A 23,137-nucleotide genomic window follows, 5' to 3' on the forward strand; every position below is an offset into this window, starting at 1 on the left:
GCCAGTATTGCGATGCTGGCGGTGCCCTGGGTGGCGCCGGGCGTGCCTATCTTGATTGCGGCGGTGGTGGGTGCTGCCTGGGGTTACGGCTCGCGCAGCAGCGACCCGGCCGGACAGGGCGCCAGCGCGCAGGAGGCCGCACGATGAACGCGATGGCTGACGTGGGCAACCACTGGTGGATCTGGGTGCTGCTGGCCAGCGCCGTGACCTATGGCACCAAGCTGCTGGGCTATGGTGTGCCCGCGCACTGGCTGCGCCACCCGCGCATGGCCCGGGTGGCCGGCGCGCTGACGATTGCGCTGCTGGCGGCCCTGACCGCCATGAACACCCTTGTCAGCGGCCAGCAGCTGGTGCTCGATGCCCGCCTGGCGGCGCTGGCCGTGGCCATCATCGCGCTGGCGCTGCGTGCGCCGTTTTTGCTGGTGGTGGTGCTGGGTGCGGCGGCATCGGCCCTGGTGCGGTTTTGGGGCTAAAAACCTAAAAGAAGTTATTGGGTATAATTGCAGGGTTTTGCATGGTGCAAGACGCACGTCACAAGCTTTTCCGGCTGTGGCGCAAGTAACCAGAATGCCAGCGCAAGCCGGTGTTCCTTATAAGGAAAACACATGATCGCCGCATCTATCAAGGCCGAAGTTGTACAGGCCAACGCACGTTCCGCTAACGATACTGGTAGCCCAGAAGTCCAAGTGGCTCTGCTGACCGCTCGTATCAACGAACTGACCCCTCACTTCAAGACGCATGCCAAGGACCACCACGGTCGCCGCGGCCTGCTGCGCATGGTGAGCCGTCGTCGTAAGCTGTTGGACTACCTCAAGTCCAAGGACGCTGACCGTTACACTGCACTGATCGCTAAGCTGGGCCTGCGTAAGTAAGCCCAGGGTGAGATGGAGACGCCTGAGTTAGTCCGCTAGCTCAGGCGTTTTTTACTTCAACGCCGCGCAAACAGAGCGAAGCTGTGTCATTCCAAGGGGGCTGAACCCCGGGTTCCAGGCCTTCAACCTCCCTGGAATGGCATCGTGTTCTGAATGCCGGCTCCTGCTGAAAACCGACAGGTTTTTGGCTGTTTAACCAGGAGCAATCTATGTCCATATTCAACAAAGTCACCAAGACTTTCCAGTGGGGCCAACACACGGTCACGATGGAAACCGGTGAAATCGCCCGCCAGGCTTCCGGCGCGGTGCTGGTCAACATCGACGACACCGTGGTGCTGGCTACGGTCGTGGGCTCCAAGATCGCCAAGGCCGGTCAGGACTTTTTCCCGCTGACCGTTGACTACATTGAGAAGACCTACGCTGCGGGCAAGATCCCCGGCAGCTTCTTCAAGCGCGAAGCCAAGCCGAGCGAACTCGAAACCCTGACCAGCCGCCTGATCGACCGCCCGATCCGTCCGCTGTTCCCCGAAGGTTTCTACAACGACGTGCATGTGGTCATCCACACCATCTCGCTGAACCCAGAAGTGGATGCCGACATCGCTGCGATGATCGCTGTCTCCGCTGCCCTGTCCATCTCGGGCATTCCTTTCAATGGCCCTATCGGTGCTGCCCGCGTGGGTTACATCAACGGCGAATACGTGCTCAACCCCGGCCAGACCCAGCGCAAGGATTCGCTGATGGATCTGGTGGTGGCAGGTACCGAAGCTGCTGTGCTGATGGTCGAGTCCGAGGCCCAACAACTGCCTGAAGAAGTGATGCTGGGCGCCGTGGTCTATGGCCACGAGCAAGGCCAGGTCGCCATCAACGCCATCCACGAGCTGGTGCGCGAAGCCGGCAAGCCCGCATGGGACTGGGCCGCGCCTGCCAAGGATGAAGCACTGATCGCCAAGGTCGGCGAGCTGGGCGATGCCGCCCTGCGCGACGCTTACCAACTGCGCAACAAGCAAGCCCGTACGCTGGCCTGCCGCCAGGCTTATGCCGCTGTGAAGGCCGGTCTTGCCGAGCAAGGCGTGGCCTTTGACGGCGTCAAGGTCGACGGCATGCTGTTCGACATCGAAGCGCGCATCGTGCGCTCGCAGATTCTGGCTGGTGAGCCCCGTATCGACGGCCGCGACACCCGCACCGTGCGTCCTATCGAGATCCGCTCGTCCGTGCTGCCTCGCACCCACGGCTCGGCCCTGTTCACCCGTGGCGAAACCCAGGCGCTGGTGATCTCCACCCTGGGCACCGAGCGCGATGCACAGCGTATCGACGCGCTGGCTGGCGAGTTTGAAGACCGCTTCCTGTTCCACTACAACATGCCTCCCTTTGCCACCGGCGAAGTGGGCCGCATGGGCTCGACCAAGCGCCGCGAAATCGGCCACGGCCGTCTGGCCAAGCGTGCTCTGGCCGCTTGCCTGCCTTCGAAGGAAGAGTTCCCCTACACCATCCGCGTGGTGTCGGAGATCACCGAATCGAACGGTTCCTCGTCGATGGCTTCGGTCTGCGGCGGCTGCCTGTCGATGATGGACGCCGGCGTGCCGATGAAGGCCCACGTGGCCGGTATCGCCATGGGTCTGATCAAGGAAGACAACAAGTTTGCCGTGCTGACCGACATCCTGGGTGACGAAGATCATCTGGGTGACATGGACTTCAAGGTAGCCGGTACGACCAACGGTATCACCGCGCTGCAGATGGACATCAAGATCCAGGGCATCACCAAGGAAATCATGCAAGTGGCACTGGCGCAAGCCAAGGAAGCGCGCATGCACATCCTGGGCAAGATGCAAGAAGCGATGGGCGAAGCCAAGGCCGAAGTCTCGTCGTTCGCGCCCAAGCTCTACACGATGAAGATCAACCCCGAGAAGATCCGTGACGTGATCGGCAAGGGCGGCGCCACCATCCGTGCGCTGACCGAAGAGACCGGCACCCAGATCAACATTGAGGAAGATGGCACCATCACCATCGCCGCCACCGATGGCGCCAAGGCAGACGAAGCCAAGCGCCGCATCGAAGAGATCACCGCCGAAGTCGAAATCGGCAAGATCTATGAAGGCCCGATCGTCAAGATCCTGGAATTCGGTGCCCTGGTGAACCTGCTGCCCGGCAAGGACGGTCTGCTGCACATCAGCCAGATCGCCCACGAGCGCGTGGAAAAGGTGACCGACTACCTGAGCGAAGGCCAGGTCGTCAAGGTCAAGGTGCTGGAGACGGACGAAAAGGGCCGTGTCAAGCTGTCGATGAAGGCGCTGCTGGACCGTCCAGCCGGCATGCCTGAGCGTGAACCACGCGAGTTCCGTGAGCCACGCGGCGACCGTGGTGACCGCGGCGATCGCGCGCCTCGCCAGAACCGCGAACCACGCGAGCCCCGCGTGGACGGTGCTGCCGACCAGCAGCAACAACAACAGCAATAATCTGCTGTGTGACGCACCCATGCGCCTGGCGCTGGGTGCGTTTTTCTGCTGAAAAGCGTGTGCTGATTGTGATTGGCTGAGGAAACAAGCGTGGACAAGATGCGTGCAGTCGAGATCACCGCCTTTGGTGATCCGCAGGTGTTGAAGCTGGGAGAGCGTTCTGTGCCGCAGGCGGGGCAGGGCGAGCTGTGCATTCGCGTGGTCGCCAGTGGTGTGAACCGCCCCGATGTGATCCAGCGCAAGGGCCATTACGCACCGCCTCCGGGTGCTTCGGACCTGCCGGGTCTGGAAGTGGCCGGTGTGGTGGTGGCGGGAGACACGGCGGCCATGGCCGAGCAGGGTCTCAAGCTGGGTGACCGCGTATGCGCGCTGGTGGCCGGTGGTGGCTATGCCGAGTACTGCGTGGCTCCCGTGGCCCAGTGCCTGCCGGTGCCCGAGGGCTTGTCGGATGTCGAGGCCGCTTGCCTGCCCGAGACCTTCTTCACGGTCTGGAGCAATGTGTTTGACCGGGGTGCGTTGCAGCCCGGTGAGACCTTGTTGATCCAGGGCGGCAGCAGCGGCATTGGTGTGACGGCGATCCAGCTGGCCAAGGCCTTTGGTGCCAAGGTGATCGTGACCGCAGGCTCCGATGAAAAATGCCAGGCCTGCCTGGCGCTCGGCGCCGACGAGGCCATCAACTACCGCAGCCAGGATTTTGTCGCCGAAGTGGCGCGCATCACCGCTGGCAAGGGTGTGGATGTGATTTTGGACATGGTGGCGGGCGACTATGTGGCCCGCGAGGTCGAGGCGCTGGCCGAAGATGGCCGCCTGGTCATCATTGCCGTGCAAGGCGGCATCAAGGCCGAGTTCAATGCTGGTCTGGTGCTGCGCCGCCGTCTGCAGATCACCGGCTCGACCCTGCGTCCGCGTCCTGTGGCCTTCAAGGCGGCGATTGCCCAGGCTTTGCAGGCCAAGGTCTGGCCATTGCTGGCAGCGGGCAAGGTGCGCCCCATCATCCACAGCCAATTCCCGGCCGCACACGCCAGTCAGGCCCATGCGCTGATGGAATCCAACCAACATATCGGCAAGATCGTGCTGACCTGGGATCAATTGTGAAAAAACTGATTGCTGGAAACTGGAAGATGAACGGCAGCCTGGCTGCCAACGAAGCCTTGCTGGGCGAGTTGCTGCAAGGCCTGGGTCAACCGGGCTGCGATGTGGCAGTGGCTGTGCCTGCCGTTTATGTGGGCCAGGTGCAGGCTTTGCTGCAGGGCTCGGCGATTGCGCTGGCCGCGCAGGATGTGTCGGCGCACGATGGTGGTGCCTACACCGGCGAGGTGTCGGCACCCATGCTGCGTGACTTTGCGGTGCGCTATGCGCTGGTCGGCCACTCCGAGCGCCGCCAGTACCACGGCGAAACCGATGCGCTGGTGGCGACCAAGGCGCAAAAGGCCTTGGCTGCCGGCATCACGCCGATTGTCTGCGTGGGCGAGACCCTGGCCGAGCGCGAAGCCGGCCAGACCGAAGCGGTGGTCAAGCGCCAGCTGGCAGCGGTGATCCATGCGGTGGGTGCTTGTGTGAGCGAAATCGTCGTGGCTTATGAGCCGGTCTGGGCCATTGGCACGGGCAAGACGGCCAGCCCCGAGCAGGCGCAGGCCGTGCATGCTGTATTGCGCGCGCAACTGGCAGCGGCCAGCACGCAGGCTGCCAAGGTGCCGGTGCTGTATGGTGGCAGCATGAATGCGGGCAATGCCGAGCAGCTGCTCGCCCAGCCCGATATTGATGGTGGACTGATCGGTGGCGCTTCGCTGAAGGCCCAGGATTTTCTGAAAATTATTGCTGCAGCTGCTTGAGGGCAAGCGGCTGCTGGCGACGACCAAGTTTGATAAAAGGGTAGATGATGGTAACGATTCTGTTGACGATTCAAATGCTGGCAGCACTGGTCATGATTGGCCTGGTGCTGGTGCAGCATGGCAAGGGTGCCGATGCGGGTGCTGCCTTTGGCAGCGGCAGCAGCGCGGGCAGCCTGTTCGGTGCTTCCGGTAGCGCCAACTTCCTCTCGCGCAGCACCGGCGTGCTGGCGGCGGTGTTCTTTGCCGCAACCTTGGCGCTGGCCTACCTGGGCAATGCCCGTCCGACCTCGGCCGGTAGTGTGCTCGAAGGCCCTGCTGCGACGATCCCGCAGTCGAGCGCCCCAGTGGATGCGACCATTCCTCCTGTGTCGACCCCTGCACCTGCTGCAGCCCCTGCGGCACCCGCCGCTGGTGCGGATGCCTCGGTGCCAGCCGCTGGCGCTGCTGCGCCTGCTGCCGATGCTTCCGTGCCTGCTGCTGCACCGGCCGCAGCGGCTGAGCCAGCACAGCCTGCTGGCAAATAACTCAACTATTTGAAAAGAATCCCTGAAGTCAGGGTTTTTACAGAGTAGAATCTGAGTCTGTCTGGTGAGCAGATTGTTTCAAAAGCAATCGGTGCTTGCCAGACAAGTCAAATCAGCCGTCGTGGTGAAATTGGTAGACACGCTATCTTGAGGGGGTAGTGGCGAAAGCTGTGCGAGTTCGAGTCTCGCCGACGGCACCAACACAATAAAAGGCCTGCCTGGGTCGCGTCTTGTGCTTACCTGGGTTGGCTCCTGCGGTGAGTAGACATCAAGATGAGCCTCGAACAATACCTCCCGGTCCTTTTGTTTATCCTGGTGGGAGCAGGCGTTGGCCTTGGCCCACTGGTCATAGGCTACATCCTCGGACCCAATCGCCCGAACGCGGCGAAAAACTCCCCTTACGAATGCGGCTTTGAGGCCTTTGAAGACGCGCGCATGAAATTCGATGTGCGCTACTACCTCGTCGCCATTCTTTTCATTCTCTTCGACTTGGAAATTGCGTTCCTCTTCCCATGGGCGGTTTCGCTGCATGAAGTGGGAATGCCTGGTTTTATCGCGGTTCTCGTGTTCTTGGCCATTCTGGTGGTGGGTTTCGCCTATGAATGGAAAAAGGGCGCGCTGACCTGGGAATAACCGGAAATCAAAAAGGTACACGATGATTGAAGGTGTGTTGGAGAAAGGCTTTGTCACCACGAGCTACGACTCGGTGGTGAACTGGGCCAAGACCGGGTCGATCTGGCCCATGACGTTTGGTTTGGCATGCTGCGCCGTCGAGATGATGCACGCGGCCGCTGCGCGTTACGACATTGGCCGCTTTGGCGCCGAAGTCTTCCGTGCCAGCCCGCGCCAGGCTGACTTGATGATTGTGGCTGGCACCTTGTGCAACAAGATGGCCCCGGCCATGCGCAAGGTGTACGACCAGATGGCCGAGCCGCGTTGGGTGATCTCGATGGGATCCTGCGCCAACGGTGGTGGTTACTACCACTACAGCTACTCGGTGGTGCGCGGTTGCGACCGCATTGTGCCGGTGGATGTGTATGTGCCAGGCTGCCCGCCCACGGCAGAAGCGCTGATCTACGGCATCATCCAGCTGCAGCAAAAAATCCGCCGCACCCACACGATCGCGCGCGCCTAGGAGTTGGAATGAGTGTAGAACTGATACAGCCTAGCGTGCTGCAAGAGACCATCGCCCGCGTGCTGGGCGACAAGGCGCGCTCGGTGACCCTGGCGCTGGGTGAAGTGACCGTGGAGGTCTCGGCCTCGAACTACCTGCAAGCCATGCAGCTGCTGCGCGATGCGCCCGAATGCAAGTTCGAGATGCTGATGGACCTGTGCGGCGTGGATTACTCCGCATACAAGGACGTGGGCACCGATGGCCCACGTTTTGCCGTGGTCTCGCACCTGTTGTCGATCAGCCTGAACCAGCGCCTGCGTGTGCGCGTGTTCTGCCAGGACGACGATTTCCCGGTGCTCGACACCCTCAGCCAGCTGTGGGCCTCGGCCAACTGGCTCGAGCGCGAAGCTTTTGACCTGTTCGGCATTGTCTTCGAAGGCCATGACGACCTGCGCCGCATCCTGACCGATTACGGCTTTATCGGTCACCCCTTCCGCAAGGATTTCCCGCTGACGGGCCATGTGGAGATGCGCTACGACGCCGAGCAGGCACGCGTGATCTACGAACCCGTGACGATCGAGCAGCGCGAGATCACGCCCCGCATTATTCGTGAAGACCATTACGGAGGCCTGCACTGAGGCGCTCTGACCTCACGATGAAGAACCATGGCTGAAATCAAAAACTACACACTCAACTTCGGTCCCCAGCATCCTGCAGCACACGGCGTGCTGCGTTTGGTGCTGGAGCTCGATGGTGAAGTGGTGCAACGTGCAGACCCGCATATCGGCCTGCTGCACCGCGCCACCGAGAAACTGGCGGAGAGCAAGACCTTCATCCAGTCGCTGCCCTATATGGACCGCCTGGATTACTGCTCGATGATGAGCAACGAGCACGCCTACTGCCTGGCTATCGAAAAGCTGCTGGGCCTGGAAGTGCCGATCCGCGCGCAATACATCCGCGTGATGTATTCCGAGATCACCCGCATCATGAACCACCTGATGTGGCTGGGCTCCTCGGGCAATGACGGCGGCAGCTCGACCATTCTGATCTACGCCTTCCGCGAACGTGAAGACCTGATGGACATGTACGAAGCCGTCTCCGGCGCGCGCATGCACGCGGCGTACTTCCGTCCGGGTGGCGTGTACCGCGACCTGCCAGAGAGCATGCCGCAGTACAAGGCCAGCAAGGTGCGCAATGCCAAGGCCATCGAGCAGATGAACAGCAACCGCCAAGGTTCGCTCATCGACTTCATCGATGACTTCACCGCGCGCTTCCCCAAGTGCGTGGACGAATACGAAACCCTGCTGACCGACAACCGCATCTGGAAGCAGCGCAATGTGGGCATCGGCGTGGTTGATGTCGACCGCGCGATGAACCTGGGCCTGACCGGCCCGATGCTGCGCGGCTCGGGCCTGGCCTGGGACATGCGCAAGTCGCAGCCCTACGAAGTCTATGACCGCATGGATTTCGACATCCCCGTGGGCAAGACCGGCGACTGCTATGACCGCTACCTGGTGCGCATCGCCGAGATGCGCGAGTCCAACCGCATCATCAAGCAGTGCGTGGACTGGCTGCGTGCCAACCCCGGTCCGGTCATCACGGGCAACCACAAGGTGGCGCCTCCCGATCGCGAAGCCATGAAGTCCAACATGGAAGAGCTGATCCACCACTTCAAGCTGTTCACCGAAGGCTTCAAAGTGCCCGAGGGCGAGGCTTATGCATCGGTGGAGCACCCCAAGGGCGAGTTTGGCATCTACCTGATCAGCGATGGTGCCAACAAGCCTTACCGCCTGAAGATTCGTCCACCAGGATTTGTGCATCTCTCGGCGCTCGACGAAATGAGCCGTGGCCACATGCTGGCCGATGCCGTGATGGTGCTGAGCACCTTGGACATCGTGTTTGGAGACGTTGACCGATGATTACCGAAGCAACAAAAGCACGCTTTGCCCGCGAAGTTGCCAAGTATCCGGCAGAGCAGAAGCAGTCGGCCGTGATGGCTTGCCTGTCTATCGTGCAGCAGGAGCAGGGCTGGGTGAGCCAGGAGAGCGAGGCGGTGATCGCCGAGTTCCTGGAGATGCCCGAGATCGCCGTGCATGAAGTGACCACCTTCTACAACATGTACAACCAGCACCCGGTGGGCAAGTACAAGTTGAGCGTGTGCACCAACCTGCCTTGCCAGCTGCGTCGCGGCCGCGAGGCGCTCAAGCACCTGGAAGACAAGCTGGGCATCAAGATGGGTGATACCACCGCCGATGGCGTGTTCACCATCGAGCAATCGGAATGCCTGGGCGCCTGCGCCGATGCACCGGTGCTGCTGGTCAATGACCGCCACATGTGCAGCTTCATGGACAACGAAAAGCTGGACCAGCTGATGACCGGCTTGCGCGCAGCGGAGGACACCAAGTGACGACAGCCGCTCAAATTCTGTCGCAGTTCCAGGCCACCGGCGTGGAAACCTGCTTCCACGACCGCCATATCGAACCCCAGATCTATGCAGGTCTGGATGGCACGAACTGGTCGATCAAGGACTACGAGGCTCGCGGCGGCTACCAGGCCCTGCGCAAGCTGCTGGGCAAGGACGGTGGCGAGGGTCTGACCCAGGACCAGGTCATTGCCACGATGAAAGAGTCGGGCCTGCGCGGCCGCGGCGGCGCTGGCTTCCCCACCGGTCTGAAGTGGAGCTTCATGCCCCGTAACTTCCCCGGCCAAAAGCACCTGGTGTGCAATTCGGACGAGGGCGAGCCTGGCACCTGCAAGGACCGCGACATCCTGATGTTCAACCCGCACATCGTGATCGAAGGCATGGCCATCGCCGCGTATGCGATGGGCATCTCGCTGGGCTACAACTACATCCACGGCGAAATCTTCCAGGTCTACGAACGCTTTGAAGCGGCGCTGGAAGAGGCGCGTGCGGCAGGCTACCTGGGTGACAACATCCTGGGCAGCAGCTTCAGCTTCGAGCTGCATGCGCACCATGGTTTTGGCGCCTACATCTGCGGCGAAGAAACCGCCTTGCTCGAATCGCTCGAAGGCAAGAAGGGCCAGCCCCGCTTCAAGCCGCCATTCCCGGCCAGCTTTGGTCTGTATGGCAAGCCCACGACGATCAACAACACCGAAACCTTTGCGGCCGTTCCCTGGATCATCCGCAACGGTGGCCAGGCCTACCTGGAATGCGGCAAGCCCAACAACGGCGGCACCAAGATCTTCTCGGTCAGCGGTGACGTGAACAAGCCCGGCAACTACGAAGTGCCAATGGGTACGCCGTTCTCCACCTTGCTGGAGCTCGCCGGCGGTGTGCGCACCGGCCGCAAGCTCAAGGCCGTGATCCCTGGCGGATCGTCGGCCCCTGTGCTGCCAGCGGACATCATGATGGCCTGCACGATGGACTATGACTCCATCTCCAAGGCCGGCTCGATGCTGGGCTCGGGCGCCGTCATCGTGATGGACGACTCGCGCGACATGGTCGAGAGCCTGCTGCGCCTGTCCTACTTCTACCAGCATGAGTCCTGCGGACAGTGCACCCCTTGCCGCGAAGGCACGGGCTGGCTGTGGCGCATGGTCGACCGCATCCAGCACGGCCACGGCCGCGCCGAGGATCTGGACAAGCTGGACTCGGTAGCCGGCAACATCATGGGGCGCACGATTTGCGCATTGGGCGATGCGGCAGCGATGCCGGTGCGCGCAATGATCAAGCATTTCCGCCATGAATTCGAAGCAAAGATCAACGCTGCTGAAAAGCAGACCGCTGCTTCTTCCTGATCGCGAGTGAGCATATGGTTGAAATTGAAATAGACGGTCAGAAGGTTGAGGTCGCGGAAGGCAGCATGGTCATGCACGCGGCCGATGCGGCGGGCAAGTACATCCCTCACTTCTGCTACCACAAGAAACTGTCGATCGCGGCGAACTGCCGTATGTGCCTGGTGGACGTCGAGAAGGCGCCCAAGGCCATGCCTGCCTGCGCCACGCCCGTGACGCAGGGCATGATTGTGCGCACCACCTCGGACAAGGCGGTCAAGGCCCAGCAATCGGTGATGGAGTTCCTGCTCATCAACCACCCGCTGGATTGCCCGATCTGCGACCAGGGCGGTGAATGCCAGTTGCAGGACTTGGCTGTGGGCTACGGTGCCAGCAGCTCGCGCTACGAAGAAGAAAAGCGCGTGGTCTTCCACAAGAACGTGGGCCCGCTGATCTCGATGGAAGAGATGAGCCGTTGCATCCACTGCACCCGCTGCGTGCGCTTCGGTCAAGAAGTCTCGGGCATCATGGAGCTGGGCATGGTCAACCGCGGCGAGCATGCCGAGATCACCACGGTGGTGGGCGATACGGTGGACTCGGAGCTGTCGGGCAACATGATCGACATCTGCCCCGTGGGTGCGCTCACGAGCAAGCCTTTCCGCTACAGCGCCCGTACCTGGGAGCTGTCGCGCCGCAAGTCGGTCTCGCCCCATGACTCCACCGGTGCCAACTTGATCGTTCAGGTCAAGAACAACAAGGTGATGCGCGTGGTGCCGTTCGAGAACGACGCCGTCAACGAATGCTGGATTGCCGACCGTGACCGCTTCTCCTACGAAGCGCTCAACGGTGAAGAGCGCCTGACCGCGCCGATGATCAAGCAAGGCGGCCAGTGGCTCGAAGTGAGCTGGCAAGCTGCGCTGGAATACGTGGCCAATGGCATCAAGAGCGTGCAACGCGACCATGGCGCCAGCGGCGTGGGTGCGCTGGTCAGCCCGCACAGCACGCTCGAAGAGCTGTTCCTGGCCGGTGAGCTGGTGCGCTCGCTGGGCAGCCAGAATGTGGACTACCGTCTGCGCAACGCCGATTTTGCCAAGGCAGAAGGCGTGCGCTGGCTGGGCCGCTCGATCGCCTCGCTGTCGGACCTGAACACGGCCTTGATCGTGGGCTCGAACGTGCGCAAGGAGCATCCGCTGTTTGCACAGCGTATCCGCCAGGCCGCCCGCAAGGGTGCGGTGGTGACCGCGATCCAGTCCAAGGCTTTTGATCTGGCGATTCCGCTGGCCCACCAGGTGATCACACCTGCTGCGCAGTGGGCCTATGCGCTGTCCTCCGTGGCAGCGGCCCTCGCCCAGTCCAAGGGTGTGGAAGCGCCGAACAACGCCGGTACCGTGACGCCCGAGTCCATCGAGATTGCCCGCGCGCTGCAAAACGGCGAGCAAAAGGCCATCCTGCTGGGCAATGCCGTCGCGCACCATGCACAAGCGAGCACCTTGCTGTCGATCGCCAACTGGATTGGCGCGCAGACCGGTGCCACCGTGGGCTTCCTGACCGAAGCGGCCAACACCGTGGGCGCGCAATGGGTGGGTGCTGTGCCCCAGGCCCATGGCATGCACGCTGGCGAAATGCTCGCCGGTGGCGTCAAGGCGGCCATCTTGCTGAACTGCGAGCCCGCATTCGACACGGCCGCTGGCAGCCACGCGCTGCAAGGCTGCGAGATGGTGGTGAGCCTGAGCCCGTTCAAGGCCAACATGGACATCGCCGATGTGCTGCTGCCGATCGCGCCGTTCACCGAGACCTCGGGCTCGTTCGTGAATGCCGAAGGCCGTGTGCAGAGCTTCCACGCCGTGGTCAAGCCACTGGGCGATACCCGTCCGGGCTGGAAGGTGCTGCGCGTGCTGGGCAATCTGCTGGATGTCGCAGGCATGGCCTTTGACTCCTCGCAGGACGTGCTGGCCGTGGCCACTGGCTCGCAAGGCCAGGTGCCTGCCGAGCTGCTGTCCAACAGCACCAAGACCAACATGGCCGTGTCGGCACCTGCAGGCCAGGAGCCGGTGGTGGCCAGCATCTACCAACTCGATGGCATCGTGCGTCGCGCGCCGTCGTTGCAAATGACGGCGGATGCCCGCCAATCCTCGGAGGTGGTGGCAGCATGATCGACGCAATCTACAACGGCGGTCTGACCCTGATCGCGGCAGAGTGGTGGGCGACCCTGGTCTGGCCCGTGATCTGGAACCTGGTCAAGATCCTGTGCATCGTCTTGCCTTTGATGGGCGCGGTGGCTTACCTGACCCTGTGGGAGCGCAAGCTCCTGGGCTTCATGCAAGTGCGTTACGGCCCCAACCGGGTCGGCCCTTTTGGTCTGCTCCAGCCTCTGGCCGACGGCCTCAAGCTGATGACCAAGGAAATCATCACGCCGACGGCGGCGAGCTCGGGCCTCTACCGCCTGGGCCCGATCATGGCCATCATGCCTGCGCTGGCAGCCTGGGTGGTCATCCCCTTCGGCCCCGATGTGGCGCTGGCCAATGTGAATGTGGGCCTGCTGCTGGTGATGGCGATTACCTCGATCGAAGTCTATGGCGTGATCATCGCCGGCTGGGCATCGAACTCCAAGTACGCTTTCCTGGGCGCGCTGCGCGCATCGGCCCAGATGGTGAGCTATGAAATCGCGATGGGCTTTTGCTTCCTGGTGGTGATCATGGTCACCGGCAGCATGAACCTGACCGAGATCGTGCTGGCCCAGGGCAAGGGCATGATGGCATCGTCGGGTGCCAGCATCCTGTCGTGGAACTGGCTGCCACTGTTCCCGATGTTCATCGTCTACCTGATCTCGGCCGTGGCTGAGACCAACCGCCACCCCTTCGACGTCGTCGAAGGCGAAGCGGAAATCGTGGCCGGTCACATGGTGGAGTATTCGGGCATGGGCTTTGCCGTGTTCTTCCTGGCCGAGTACGCGAGCATGTGGCTGGTGTCCATCCTGGCCGTGATCATGTTCATGGGCGGCTGGTTGCCACCGTTCGATTTCCTGTCCTTCATCCCAGGCTGGATCTGGCTGGCTGCCAAGACCTTCCTCGTGGTGTCGATGTTCATCTGGATCCGCGCTACTTTCCCACGTTTCCGCTATGACCAGATCATGCGTCTGGGCTGGAAGATCTTCATCCCCGTCACCCTGGTGTACCTGGTCTTTGTCGGCGGCTGGTTGCTGTCGCCATGGAACATCTGGAAATAAGCGGAGGAATACAACATGACTACTGCAGTTTCTCCCCGCTCTTTCTCGGTGAAGGATTTCTTCAAGAGCTTCATGCTCTGGGAATTGATGAAGGGCATGGCCCTGACCGGCCGCTACACGTTTGCGCGCAAGATCACGGTCCAGTTCCCCGAAGAGAAGACGCCGCTGTCGCCCCGTTTCCGTGGCCTGCACGCGCTGCGCCGCTATGAAAACGGCGAAGAGCGTTGCATTGCCTGCAAGCTGTGCGAAGCCGTCTGCCCTGCGATGGCGATCACGATCGAGTCCGATGTGCGTGATGACGGCTCGCGCCGCACCACCCGTTATGACATCGATCTGACCAAGTGCATTTTCTGTGGCTTCTGTGAAGAAAGCTGCCCCGTTGACTCCATCGTGGAAACCCAGATTCTGGAATACCACGGAGAAAAGCGCGGCGACCTGTACTTCACCAAGGAAATGCTGCTGGCCGTGGGCGACCGTTACGAACCTGAAATTGCTGCAGCCAAGGCTGCGGACGCAAAGTACCGCTAACGCGGCACTTGGAGACTGATCGAAAAGAGCCCCACATGGATGTCACAACTGGTTTTTTCTATCTGTTCTCGGTAGTGCTGCTGTATGCGGCATTCCGAGTGGTTACTGCTCCAAATCCGGTGCACGCTGTGCTGCACCTGATGTTGGCGTTTTCTCAGGCGGCCGGTATCTGGTTGCTGCTCAAGGCTGAGTTCCTGGCCATCGTGCTGGTGATGGTCTACCTGGGCGCCGTGATGGTGCTGTTCCTCTTCGTGGTGATGATGCTGGATATCCGCATCGACCAGCTGCGCAAGAGCTTCTGGAAGAACTTCCCGCTCGCTGCAGTGATCTTTGCCATCGTCGCATTCGAGATGGGCGTGGTGCTGATCGGCGGCTTCAGCGCCATCGACGCGCCCAAGGCCATCCCAGCGGTGGTGGATGCGGCTGGCAAGGTGGTGCCATACAGCAACGTCAAGGCGCTGGGCACCATGCTCTACACCGAGTATCTGTTCCCTGTGCAAGTGGCTGCGGTCATCTTGCTGGTGGCGATGATTGCCGCGATTGCCCTGACCCTGCGCCAACGCAAGGACTCCAAGGCTATCGATGCATCCCTGCAAGTGCGCGTGCGTGCTTCGGATCGCCTGCAATTGGTCAAAGTCGAAGCGAGCAAGCCTGCTGCCCCTGTGGTGCAGCCCGCCGCTGAGGTCGAGGAGAAGAAGGTATGACGCTCACTCTGGGTCATTTTCTGACGTTGGGCGCCATGCTGTTCGCCCTGTCCGTGGTCGGCATCTTCTTGAACCGCCGCAACCTGATTGTGCTGCTGATGGCCATCGAGTTGATGCTGCTGGCAGTGAACACGAACTTTGTCGCCTTCTCCCACTACCTGGGAGACATGCACGGCCAGATTTTCGTGTTCTTCATCCTGACCGTTGCGGCGGCGGAGTCGGCAATTGGTTTGGCAATCTTGGTGTTGCTGTTCCGTAACAAGTCCACCATCGATGCGGAAGATCTCAACTCCCTGAAGGGTTGAGGCACCAATACTTGCAAGGTTAAGAAGAATGAGTCAAACCCTTTCTGCTTCAACACTGTTGGCGGTGCCTCTGGCGCCCCTGGCAGGATCTTTGCTGGCAGGCATTTTCGGTACCGCCCTGGGCGGCAACCGCATCGGCCGCGTTGGCAGCCGCACGCTCACCATCCTGGGTGTGTTCATTGCCTTCGTCATCTCTGCGATGACTTTCCAGAGCGTGGTGTTTGAAGGCGCGACCTTCAACCAGACGCTCTACACCTGGATGACCGTCGGGTCGCTGAAGATGGAGATCGGTTTCATGATCGACTCCATCACCGCGATGATGATGTGCGTGGTGACCTTTGTGTCGCTGATGGTGCACATCTACACGATGGGCTACATGGCGGAAGACGACGGCTATGACCGTTTCTTCTCGTACATCTCGCTGTTCACCTTCTCCATGCTGATGCTGGTGATGAGCAACAACCTGCTGCAGCTGTTCTTCGGCTGGGAAGCGGTGGGCCTGGTGTCGTACCTGCTGATCGGTTTCTACTTCAAGAAGGAAACCGCGATCTTCGCCAACATGAAGGCCTTCGTGGTCAACCGTGTCGGTGACTTCGGCTTCATCCTGGGTATCGGCCTGATCGCTGCCTACACCGGCACCCTGAACTACACCGAAATCTTCGCCAAGACCAATGAGCTGAGCGGCATGACCTTGCCGGGCTCGACCTGGTCGTTGATGACGGTGATCTGCATCTGCCTGTTCATCGGTGCGATGGGCAAGTCGGCCCAGTTCCCGCTGCACGCCTGGCTGCCCGATTCGATGGAAGGTCCTACCCCCATCTCGGCACTGATCCACGCGGCCACCATGGTGACCGCCGGTATCTTCATGGTCTCGCGCATGTCGCCGCTCTATGAGCTGTCTGACGCAGCCCTGAACTTCATCCTCGTGATTGGCTCGATCACCGCGCTGTTCATGGGTATCCTGGGCATCATCCAGAACGACATCAAGCGCGTGATCGCATACTCCACGCTGTCGCAGCTGGGTTACATGACCATCGCACTGGGCGTGTCGGCCTACTCGGTGTCGGTGTTCCACCTGATGACGCACGCGTTCTTCAAGGCACTGCTGTTCCTTGGCGCGGGCTCGGTCATCATGGGCATGCACCACAACCAGGACATCCGCTGGATGGGTGGCGTGCGCAAGTACATGCCCATCACCTGGATCACTTTCCTGCTGGGTAACCTGGCACTGATCGGTACGCCGTTCTTCTCGGGCTTCTACTCGAAGGACGCGATCATCGAAGCGGTGCACGCCTCGAACCTGCCTGCCGCCGGCTTTGCCAACTTTGCCGTGCTCGCTGGCGTGTTCATCACTGCGTTCTACTCGTTCCGCCTGTACTTCATCGTGTTCCACGGTAAAGAGCGTTACGACCAGAACCCCGATGCCCACCATGACGACCACCACGCGCACGACGACCACCACGGGCATGGCCACGATGCCAAGCCGCATGAGTCGCCATGGGTGGTGACCCTGCCGCTGGTGCTGCTGGCGATTCCTTCGGTGGTGATTGGTGCGATTGCGCTGATGCCGATGCTGTTTGGTGACTTCTTCAAGGGCGTCATCTATGTCGATGGCAGCAAGCACGGCGCGATGGCCGAGCTGGCCGAGAAGATCCACGGCTGGATCCCGATGGCACTGCACGGCTTCACTGCTGCGCCGTTCTGGCTGGCGCTGGCCGGTGTGGTGACCTCCTATGTGTTCTACATGGTCAAGCCCGAGATTCCTGCCGCCATCAAGCGCATGAGCGAGAAGGTCGGCCTGTACCAGGCACTGGAAGGCAAGTACGGTGTGGACTGGGTCTATGAAAACATCTTCGCCCGCGGCTCGCGCGTGCTGGGTGGCGTGTTCTGGAAGGTGGGCGACCAAGGCCTGATCGACGGCCTGCTCGTCAACGGTTCCTGGAAGCTGGTGGGCCGCATCTCCGCCCTGGTGCGCTGGCTGCAGACGGGTTATGTGTACCACTACGCATTGGTCATGATTCTGGGTATCTTCCTGGCCATGACGTACTTCGTGCTGCTCAACAAGTAAGGAAGAAGAAAAATGGGATTGTTGAGTCTTGCAATTTGGACGCCCATCGTCTTTGGTACGGTCCTGCTGGCCTTTGGCAAGCAGGAGCAGGCCAAGATGGTGCGCTGGATCGCACTGGTCGGTGCGCTGATAGGCCTCTTGGTCACCTTGCCGCTGTACACCGGCTTCCAGCTGGGTACGTCGGCGATGCAGTTCGTCGAGAAGGCGTCCTGGATTCCACGCTTTGGTATCAACTACTACCTGGGCGTTGATGGCATCTCCTTCTGGTTTGTGCCGCTGACCGCCTTCATCACGGTGATCGTGGTGCTGGCGTCCTGGGAGTCGATCACCGAGCGCGTGAACCAGTACATGGGCGCGTTCCTGATCCTGTCGGGTCTGATGATCGGTGTGTTCTCGGCACTGGACGGTCTGCTGTTCTACGTGTTCTTTGAAGCCACGCTGATCCCGATGTACCTGATCATCGGTATCTGGGGCGGCCCGAACCGCATCTACGCAGCGTTCAAGTTCTTCCTGTACACGCTGATGGGTTCGCTGCTGACCTTGATCGCGCTGCTGTACCTGTACACCAAGGCCGGTAGCTTCGAGATTCTGGCCTGGCACCAGCTGCCGCTGACGATGACCGAGCAGACCTTGATCTTCTTTGCCTTCTTCGCTGCGTTTGCCGTGAAGGTGCCGATGTTCCCGGTCCACACCTGGCTGCCCGACGTTCACGTCGAAGCGCCTACCGGTGGTTCTGCCGTGCTGGCCGCGATCATGCTGAAGCTCGGTGCCTATGGTTTCCTGCGGTTCTCGATGCCCATCGCGCCTGATGCGTCGCACGAATGGGCCTGGCTCATCATCGCGCTGTCGCTGATCGCTGTGATCTATGTGGGTCTGGTGGCGATTGTGCAGAAGGACATGAAGAAGCTCGTGGCTTATTCGTCCGTCGCACACATGGGCTTTGTGACCCTGGGCTTCTTCATCTTCAATGACATCGGTGTCATGGGTGGCCTGATGCAGATGATTGCCCACGGCTTTGTGTCGGGCGCGATGTTCCTGTGTATCGGTGTGCTGTACGACCGCGTGCATTCGCGTGATATCGCTGCCTACGGCGGCGTGGTCAACACCATGCCCAAGTTCGCCGCCTTTGCCCTGCTGTTTGCGATGGCCAACTGCGGCCTGCCAGGCACCGCCGGTTTCATCGGTGAGTGGATGGTGATCCTGGGCGCCACCAAGTTCAACTTCTGGATTGGTGTGCTGTCGGCTACCGCGCTGATTCTGGGCGCTGCCTACACGCTGTGGATGTACAAGCGCGTGTACTTCGGCCCAGTGACCAATGACCATGTGCGCGAGCTCAAGGACATCGGTTGCCGCGAATTCCTAATCCTGGGCATCTTGGCTGCTGCCGTGCTGATCATGGGTGTCTACCCTGCGCCGTTCACCGATGTGATGGGTGCCTCGGTGGCCGACCTGCTCAAGCATGTCGCTGCGTCCAAGTTGTGATGGTCGGACAGAATTGAGAGACTTGAGATGATTGATAACATCAGCTGGCTGGCTATCTATCCTGAAATCGTGCTGTTGGTGATGGCCTGCGTCATCACCATCGTGGACCTGGGCGTCAAGAGCGCAGGGCGCACGCTCACCTACATTCTGTCGCTGCTGACCCTGGTGGTCGTGGCGGTGATCACCGGTATCTATGCCAGCAATGGCAATACCTTCTACGCCTTTGGCAACATGGTCGTCTCCGACGCCATGGGCAACTGGCTCAAGTGCGCTGCGGCCATCGCGATGGCTGTGACCCTGGTGTATGGCCGTGGTTACTCGCGTGACCGTGGCATGCTCAAGGGCGGTGAGTATTTCATCCTGTCGCTGCTCGCGCTGCTGGGCATGAACGTGATGATCTCGGGCAACAACTTCCTGATCATTTATCTGGGCCTGGAGCTGCTGACCCTGTCGAGCTACGCGCTGGTCTGCCTGCGCCGTGACAACACCGCGGCGGTGGAAGCGGGCATGAAGTACTTTGTGCTGGGTGCGATGGCCTCGGGTTTCCTGCTGTACGGCCTGTCGATGATCTACGGCGCCACCGGCTCGCTCGATATCGGTGAAGTGTTCAAGGCGGTGAACTCCGGTCTGATCCGCCACCAAGTGCTGGTGTTTGGTCTGGTGTTTGTGGTTGCTGGCCTGGCCTTCAAGCTGGGTGTGGTGCCTTTCCACATGTGGGTGCCTGACGTCTACCAAGGCGCACCCACGGCCATTACGATGATCGTGGGCGGCGCGCCCAAGCTGGCAGCTTTCGCGATCGTGATCCGCCTGCTGGTGGACGGCCTGCTGCCGCTGGCCTTTGACTGGCAACAGATGCTGGCCGTGCTGGCCATCCTCTCGCTGCTGATCGGTAACCTGGCTGCTATCGCCCAGACCAATATCAAGCGCATGCTGGCCTACTCGACCATCTCGCAAATGGGCTTTGTGCTGCTGGGTCTGATGTCCGGCGTGGTCAATGGCAATGTCGAAGCGGCCACCGCTGGCAACGCCTACAGCGCCTCGATGTTCTACGTCGTGAGCTATGTGCTGACCACCCTGGCCACGTTCGGTGTGGTGCTGCTGCTGGCCCGTGAAGGCTTCGAGAGCGAAGAGATTGCCGACTTTGCCGGTCTGAACCAGCGCAGCCCGCTGTACGCTGGCGTGATGGCGATCTGCCTGTTCTCGATGGCTGGTATTCCTCCGCTGGTGGGCTTCTACTCGAAGCTGGCCGTGCTGCAGGCGCTGGTGGCATCGGGCAGTGGCCTGTACATTGCGCTGGCGGTGTTTGCGGTGATCATGTCGCTGATCGGCGCCTTCTACTACCTGCGCGTGGTCAAGGTCATGTACTTTGACAAGCCCATCACCGCCGCCAAGGTGCATGCACCTTTGGACGTGCGTGCCGTGCTGGTCGTCAATGGCGCGCTGGTGCTGATCCTGGGCATCATGCCCGGCGGTCTGATGAAGCTGTGCTCTGACGCCGTGCTGCGCGCACTCGCCAGCTAAGCGGCTCGGCAACCGAGCCTGACAAAGCCCGCATGTCTATCACTGCATCCATCTGGTTGGTGATCGTGGCGGGCTTTGTTGCGGCCAATCTGCCGTTTCTGAACCAACGCATCCTGGCCGCGGGGCCCCTGTGCCATGACGGCAGCAGTGCCGGCAAGGCCCTGTGGATCCGCCTGGTTGAGCTCGTCGTGCTGTACTTCCTCATCGGGGCCTTTGCGATGCTGCTCGAAGGCCGTGCCGGCCAGCGCAGCAGCCAGGGCTGGGAGTTCTATGCCGTCACCGGCACCTTGTTCCTGACCTTTGCCTTCCCCGGTTTTGCCTACCAGTACCTGCTGCGCAAGGTGAGCCGAGCGGGGTGAGCCTGTGAAGGTCTTCAACCTGCGCTGCCCCTTGGGCCATATCTTTGAGGGCTGGTTCGCCTCGGACGCCGCGTTCGAGCAGCAACAAAGCCAGGGCTGGCTCAGCTGCCCGATGTGCAACTCGCACGAGATCGTCAAAGGCCTGAGCGCGCCGCATCTGGCGCGCAAATCCAATTCCCTGGCCCCAGCGGCGCCTGCTGCGCAACCTTCATCCAGCGCAGCCCCTGCACAGCCTGGTAGCGCGCCGGCTGCGTCCTCGCCATCCCAGGCCCCTCATAGCCCGCTCAGCGATACCCAGCGCCTGCAACAGGCCTGGCTGGAGCTGTCGCGCCAGATCGTAGCCAACACCGACGATGTGGGCAGCGGCTTTGCCGACCTGGCCCGGCAGATGCATGAGGGCGAGGTCGATGCCCGCCCGATCCGGGGCACTGCCACCCCCGAGGAGCAGCGCGCTTTGGTCGATGAGGGCATCGATGTGCTGCCCTTGCTGCTGCCCGAAGCGAGCAAGCACCGCCTGCAATAGGCTTTATCTGTCGCCTTGGCAGCAGCCCGCCTGGCTGGCATGCTGCAGCGCCGATGATGCACAGCGCGTATGAATGGGCCGGGGCAGGGCCTGTGTATTGTCGCCCGTGCTTGATTTTGATGACAAAAAGACGACCACTTGTCCCTCAGGTGACTATCAAAAAGTGAGCGCATAAAGCCCACGGGTTAACGCGTACGCAGCCTCACCTACAGGCTTTCCCCAGTGTTGCATTGCAGTATTCTTTCCTAGTATTGGCAGCATCGAAGCGGCGTGCATTTCCAACCCGGAATAGGCGCCGCGCTTTTTTCCAGCGAAGCGGTGCGGTGCCCATGAGTGATGTCATTCTTCAAACCCGAGATCTCACCAAGGAGTTTCGGGGATTCACAGCAGTCAGCAATGTCAACCTGTCGGTGCAGCGGGGCTCGATCCATGCGCTGATCGGCCCCAATGGGGCCGGCAAGACGACATGCTTCAACCTGCTGACCAAGTTTCTGACGCCCACCAAGGGCATCATCCATTTCAACGGCACGGACATCACCAGTGAAGAGCCGGCGCAGATTGCCCGCCGTGGCGTGATCCGCTCCTTCCAGATCTCGGCGGTGTTCCCGCACCTGAGCCTGATGGAGAACGTGCGCATCGCCTTGCAGCGCAAGCTGGGCACGTCCTTCCACTTCTGGAGCAGCGAGCGCACCCTGGACAAGCTCAATGGCCGCGCCGTGGCCTTGCTCGAAGAGGTGGGCCTGGCGCACCTGGCCGACGAGATCACCTTGAACCTGCCTTATGGCCAAAAGCGTGCGCTCGAGATTGCCACCACCTTGGCGATGGAGCCCGAGCTGATGCTGCTCGATGAGCCCACCCAGGGCATGGGCCACGAGGACGTCGAGCGCGTCACCCAGCTGATCAAGAAGGTCTCGGCTGGCCGCACCATCTTGATGGTCGAGCACAACATGAAGGTCATCTCGACGATTGCAGACCGCATCACGGTGCTGCAGCGCGGCGCGATCCTGGCCGAGGGCGACTACCAGACGGTGTCGCAGAACCCCCAGGTGATGGAAGCGTATATGGGAACCACCGACGGCCAGCTGCAGGGAGCGCACTGACATGAATGAGAAAAACGGAGTGCCTGCACTGGAGATCAGCGATCTGCACGCCTGGTATGGCGAGTCGCACGTGCTGCATGGCGTGAACATGCGCGTGATGCCGGGCGAAGTGGTGACCCTGCTGGGCCGCAATGGCGCGGGCCGCACATCGACGATGCGTGCGGTGATGGGCCTGACCGGAGCGCGCAAGGGCTCGATCAAGATCCATGGCGTCGAGACCATCCAGATGCCCACGCACAAGATTGCGCACCTGGGCCTGGGTTACTGCCCGGAAGAGCGCGGCATCTTTGCCAGCCTCTCCTGCGAAGAGAACCTGATGCTGCCGCCGGACCTCAAAACCGGCTCGGCCGGCATGTCGGTCGAAGAGATCTACGAGATGTTCCCCAACCTGGCCGAGCGCCGCCAAAGCCAGGGCACGCGCCTGTCGGGCGGCGAGCAGCAGATGCTGGCCGTGGCCCGCATCCTGCGCACCGGCGCCAAGTTGCTGCTGCTCGATGAGATCTCCGAGGGCCTGGCCCCCGTCATCGTGCAGGCGCTGGCTCGCATGATCGTGAGCCTGCGCGCCAAGGGCTACACCGTGGTGATGGTCGAGCAGAACTTCCGCTTTGCCGCGCCACTGGCTGACCGCCTCTATGTGATGGAACACGGCCAGATCGTCGAGCAGTTCAGCGCCGACGAGCTCGAAGGCAAGATGCCTTTGCTCAACACCTTGCTGGGGGTCTAGCCTCCCACTTTTTTGCAACCCTGGCGCAGCGCAGACTGCCGCCATGTATTGAGAACAGATATTTTTT

General features: G+C 61.2%; 24 protein-coding genes and 1 tRNA gene. All 25 read left to right on the top strand.

Annotation, left to right across the window (positions count from 1 at the left end; all coding sequences use genetic code 11):
- Positions 1-143 precede the first annotated feature (143 nt).
- The 25 genes from H928_RS0122685 to H928_RS0122805 all read left to right on the top strand — a co-directional run bounded on the left by H928_RS0122685 (position 144) and on the right by H928_RS0122805 (position 23,070).
- Complete coding sequence (locus H928_RS0122685) at positions 144-473, top strand: AzlD domain-containing protein (RefSeq protein ID WP_021028551.1); 330 nt, start codon at positions 144-146, stop codon at positions 471-473.
- Between the two features lie 132 nt (positions 474-605).
- Positions 606-872, top strand: coding sequence for a 30S ribosomal protein S15 (rpsO, locus tag H928_RS0122690; protein WP_027011292.1), 267 nt, complete (start codon positions 606-608; stop codon positions 870-872).
- 209 nt (positions 873-1,081) lie between these two features.
- On the top strand, positions 1,082-3,325 hold the full coding sequence (gene pnp, locus H928_RS0122695; protein WP_021028553.1) for a polyribonucleotide nucleotidyltransferase: 2,244 nt from the start codon (positions 1,082-1,084) through the stop codon (positions 3,323-3,325).
- A gap of 99 nt (positions 3,326-3,424) precedes the next feature.
- Positions 3,425-4,420 carry an NAD(P)H-quinone oxidoreductase gene (locus H928_RS0122700; protein ID WP_027011293.1) on the top strand — a complete coding sequence of 332 codons (996 nt, stop codon included), beginning with the start codon at positions 3,425-3,427 and terminating at the stop codon, positions 4,418-4,420.
- On the top strand, positions 4,414-5,157 hold the full coding sequence (gene tpiA / locus H928_RS0122705; protein ID WP_027011300.1) for a triose-phosphate isomerase: 744 nt from the start codon (positions 4,414-4,416) through the stop codon (positions 5,155-5,157). Before H928_RS0122700 ends, tpiA begins: the two co-directional genes overlap by 7 nt.
- Positions 5,158-5,201: 44 nt before the next feature.
- Entirely contained in the window at positions 5,202-5,681 is a 480-nt protein-coding gene (gene secG, locus H928_RS29420; protein ID WP_021028556.1) for a preprotein translocase subunit SecG, read from the top strand.
- A 115-nt stretch (positions 5,682-5,796) separates the two neighbouring features.
- Positions 5,797-5,881 (top strand) — tRNA-Leu (locus H928_RS0122715).
- 73 nt (positions 5,882-5,954) lie between these two features.
- A complete protein-coding gene (locus H928_RS0122720) occupies positions 5,955-6,314 on the top strand; it encodes an NADH-quinone oxidoreductase subunit A (RefSeq protein WP_021028557.1) in 360 nt (119 codons plus the stop codon).
- 22 nt (positions 6,315-6,336) lie between these two features.
- On the top strand, positions 6,337-6,816 hold the full coding sequence (locus tag H928_RS0122725) for an NADH-quinone oxidoreductase subunit B family protein (protein WP_021028558.1): 480 nt from the start codon (positions 6,337-6,339) through the stop codon (positions 6,814-6,816).
- A gap of 8 nt (positions 6,817-6,824) precedes the next feature.
- Positions 6,825-7,433, top strand: coding sequence for an NADH-quinone oxidoreductase subunit C (locus H928_RS0122730; protein WP_021028559.1), 609 nt, complete (start codon positions 6,825-6,827; stop codon positions 7,431-7,433).
- Between the two features lie 27 nt (positions 7,434-7,460).
- Positions 7,461-8,714 carry an NADH-quinone oxidoreductase subunit D gene (locus H928_RS0122735; RefSeq protein WP_021028560.1) on the top strand — a complete coding sequence of 418 codons (1,254 nt, stop codon included), beginning with the start codon at positions 7,461-7,463 and terminating at the stop codon, positions 8,712-8,714.
- Positions 8,711-9,202 (top strand): NADH-quinone oxidoreductase subunit NuoE, encoded by a 492-nt coding sequence (nuoE, locus tag H928_RS0122740; RefSeq protein ID WP_021028561.1) that lies wholly within the window; start codon positions 8,711-8,713, stop codon positions 9,200-9,202. Before H928_RS0122735 ends, nuoE begins: the two co-directional genes overlap by 4 nt.
- The gene (nuoF, locus tag H928_RS0122745; protein ID WP_021028562.1) at positions 9,199-10,554 is read left to right on the top strand and encodes an NADH-quinone oxidoreductase subunit NuoF; all 1,356 of its coding nucleotides are present in this window, start codon (positions 9,199-9,201) and stop codon (positions 10,552-10,554) included. Before nuoE ends, nuoF begins: the two co-directional genes overlap by 4 nt.
- 14 nt (positions 10,555-10,568) lie before the next feature.
- Positions 10,569-12,683 carry an NADH-quinone oxidoreductase subunit NuoG gene (gene nuoG / locus H928_RS0122750; protein WP_021028563.1) on the top strand — a complete coding sequence of 705 codons (2,115 nt, stop codon included), beginning with the start codon at positions 10,569-10,571 and terminating at the stop codon, positions 12,681-12,683.
- Positions 12,680-13,756 carry an NADH-quinone oxidoreductase subunit NuoH gene (nuoH, locus tag H928_RS0122755; protein WP_021028564.1) on the top strand — a complete coding sequence of 359 codons (1,077 nt, stop codon included), beginning with the start codon at positions 12,680-12,682 and terminating at the stop codon, positions 13,754-13,756. Before nuoG ends, nuoH begins: the two co-directional genes overlap by 4 nt.
- A 15-nt stretch (positions 13,757-13,771) precedes the next feature.
- On the top strand, positions 13,772-14,284 hold the full coding sequence (nuoI, locus tag H928_RS0122760; protein WP_021028565.1) for an NADH-quinone oxidoreductase subunit NuoI: 513 nt from the start codon (positions 13,772-13,774) through the stop codon (positions 14,282-14,284).
- A 35-nt stretch (positions 14,285-14,319) separates the two neighbouring features.
- Positions 14,320-14,988, top strand: coding sequence for an NADH-quinone oxidoreductase subunit J (locus H928_RS0122765; RefSeq protein ID WP_021028566.1), 669 nt, complete (start codon positions 14,320-14,322; stop codon positions 14,986-14,988).
- Complete coding sequence (gene nuoK / locus H928_RS0122770) at positions 14,985-15,293, top strand: NADH-quinone oxidoreductase subunit NuoK (RefSeq protein WP_021028567.1); 309 nt, start codon at positions 14,985-14,987, stop codon at positions 15,291-15,293. The genes H928_RS0122765 and nuoK overlap by 4 nt, the downstream gene beginning before the upstream one ends.
- Before the next feature lie 28 nt (positions 15,294-15,321).
- A complete protein-coding gene (nuoL, locus tag H928_RS0122775; RefSeq protein WP_021028568.1) occupies positions 15,322-17,361 on the top strand; it encodes an NADH-quinone oxidoreductase subunit L in 2,040 nt (679 codons plus the stop codon).
- A 12-nt stretch (positions 17,362-17,373) separates the two neighbouring features.
- Positions 17,374-18,843, top strand: a complete 1,470-nt coding sequence (locus H928_RS0122780) for an NADH-quinone oxidoreductase subunit M (RefSeq protein ID WP_021028569.1) — start codon at positions 17,374-17,376, stop codon at positions 18,841-18,843.
- Between the two features lie 27 nt (positions 18,844-18,870).
- On the top strand, positions 18,871-20,364 hold the full coding sequence (gene nuoN / locus H928_RS0122785; protein WP_021028570.1) for an NADH-quinone oxidoreductase subunit NuoN: 1,494 nt from the start codon (positions 18,871-18,873) through the stop codon (positions 20,362-20,364).
- Between the two features lie 32 nt (positions 20,365-20,396).
- Positions 20,397-20,723: a DUF2818 family protein gene (locus H928_RS0122790; RefSeq protein ID WP_027011294.1), complete on the top strand. Its 327-nt coding sequence runs from the start codon at positions 20,397-20,399 to the stop codon at positions 20,721-20,723.
- 4 nt (positions 20,724-20,727) lie between these two features.
- Positions 20,728-21,246 (top strand): DUF1178 family protein, encoded by a 519-nt coding sequence (locus H928_RS0122795; RefSeq protein WP_021028572.1) that lies wholly within the window; start codon positions 20,728-20,730, stop codon positions 21,244-21,246.
- Positions 21,247-21,575: 329 nt separating this feature from the next.
- Positions 21,576-22,346 (top strand): ABC transporter ATP-binding protein, encoded by a 771-nt coding sequence (locus tag H928_RS0122800; RefSeq protein WP_021028573.1) that lies wholly within the window; start codon positions 21,576-21,578, stop codon positions 22,344-22,346.
- Between the two features lies 1 nt (position 22,347).
- Positions 22,348-23,070: an ABC transporter ATP-binding protein gene (locus tag H928_RS0122805; protein WP_021028574.1), complete on the top strand. Its 723-nt coding sequence runs from the start codon at positions 22,348-22,350 to the stop codon at positions 23,068-23,070.
- Positions 23,071-23,137: the final 67 nt, after the last annotated feature.

The organism is Comamonas sp. B-9 (assembly GCF_000410635.1).
Taxonomy (GTDB): Bacteria; Pseudomonadota; Gammaproteobacteria; order Burkholderiales; family Burkholderiaceae_C; genus Comamonas.

Bases quoted from the DNA above. Each gene is read 5' to 3' on its own strand.
- H928_RS0122685 (WP_021028551.1), top strand. From the start codon at position 144: ATGAACGCGATGGCTGACGTGGGCAACCACTGGTGGATCTGGGTGCTG.
- rpsO (WP_027011292.1), top strand. From the start codon at position 606: ATGATCGCCGCATCTATCAAGGCCGAAGTTGTACAGGCCAACGCACGT.
- pnp (WP_021028553.1), top strand. From the start codon at position 1,082: ATGTCCATATTCAACAAAGTCACCAAGACTTTCCAGTGGGGCCAACAC.
- H928_RS0122700 (WP_027011293.1), top strand. From the start codon at position 3,425: ATGCGTGCAGTCGAGATCACCGCCTTTGGTGATCCGCAGGTGTTGAAG.
- secG (WP_021028556.1), top strand. From the start codon at position 5,202: ATGATGGTAACGATTCTGTTGACGATTCAAATGCTGGCAGCACTGGTC.
- H928_RS0122720 (WP_021028557.1), top strand. From the start codon at position 5,955: ATGAGCCTCGAACAATACCTCCCGGTCCTTTTGTTTATCCTGGTGGGA.
- H928_RS0122725 (WP_021028558.1), top strand. From the start codon at position 6,337: ATGATTGAAGGTGTGTTGGAGAAAGGCTTTGTCACCACGAGCTACGAC.
- H928_RS0122730 (WP_021028559.1), top strand. From the start codon at position 6,825: ATGAGTGTAGAACTGATACAGCCTAGCGTGCTGCAAGAGACCATCGCC.
- H928_RS0122735 (WP_021028560.1), top strand. From the start codon at position 7,461: ATGGCTGAAATCAAAAACTACACACTCAACTTCGGTCCCCAGCATCCT.
- nuoE (WP_021028561.1), top strand. From the start codon at position 8,711: ATGATTACCGAAGCAACAAAAGCACGCTTTGCCCGCGAAGTTGCCAAG.
- nuoG (WP_021028563.1), top strand. From the start codon at position 10,569: ATGGTTGAAATTGAAATAGACGGTCAGAAGGTTGAGGTCGCGGAAGGC.
- nuoH (WP_021028564.1), top strand. From the start codon at position 12,680: ATGATCGACGCAATCTACAACGGCGGTCTGACCCTGATCGCGGCAGAG.
- nuoI (WP_021028565.1), top strand. From the start codon at position 13,772: ATGACTACTGCAGTTTCTCCCCGCTCTTTCTCGGTGAAGGATTTCTTC.
- H928_RS0122765 (WP_021028566.1), top strand. From the start codon at position 14,320: ATGGATGTCACAACTGGTTTTTTCTATCTGTTCTCGGTAGTGCTGCTG.
- nuoK (WP_021028567.1), top strand. From the start codon at position 14,985: ATGACGCTCACTCTGGGTCATTTTCTGACGTTGGGCGCCATGCTGTTC.
- nuoL (WP_021028568.1), top strand. From the start codon at position 15,322: ATGAGTCAAACCCTTTCTGCTTCAACACTGTTGGCGGTGCCTCTGGCG.
- H928_RS0122780 (WP_021028569.1), top strand. From the start codon at position 17,374: ATGGGATTGTTGAGTCTTGCAATTTGGACGCCCATCGTCTTTGGTACG.
- nuoN (WP_021028570.1), top strand. From the start codon at position 18,871: ATGATTGATAACATCAGCTGGCTGGCTATCTATCCTGAAATCGTGCTG.
- H928_RS0122790 (WP_027011294.1), top strand. From the start codon at position 20,397: ATGTCTATCACTGCATCCATCTGGTTGGTGATCGTGGCGGGCTTTGTT.
- H928_RS0122800 (WP_021028573.1), top strand. From the start codon at position 21,576: ATGAGTGATGTCATTCTTCAAACCCGAGATCTCACCAAGGAGTTTCGG.
- H928_RS0122805 (WP_021028574.1), top strand. From the start codon at position 22,348: ATGAATGAGAAAAACGGAGTGCCTGCACTGGAGATCAGCGATCTGCAC.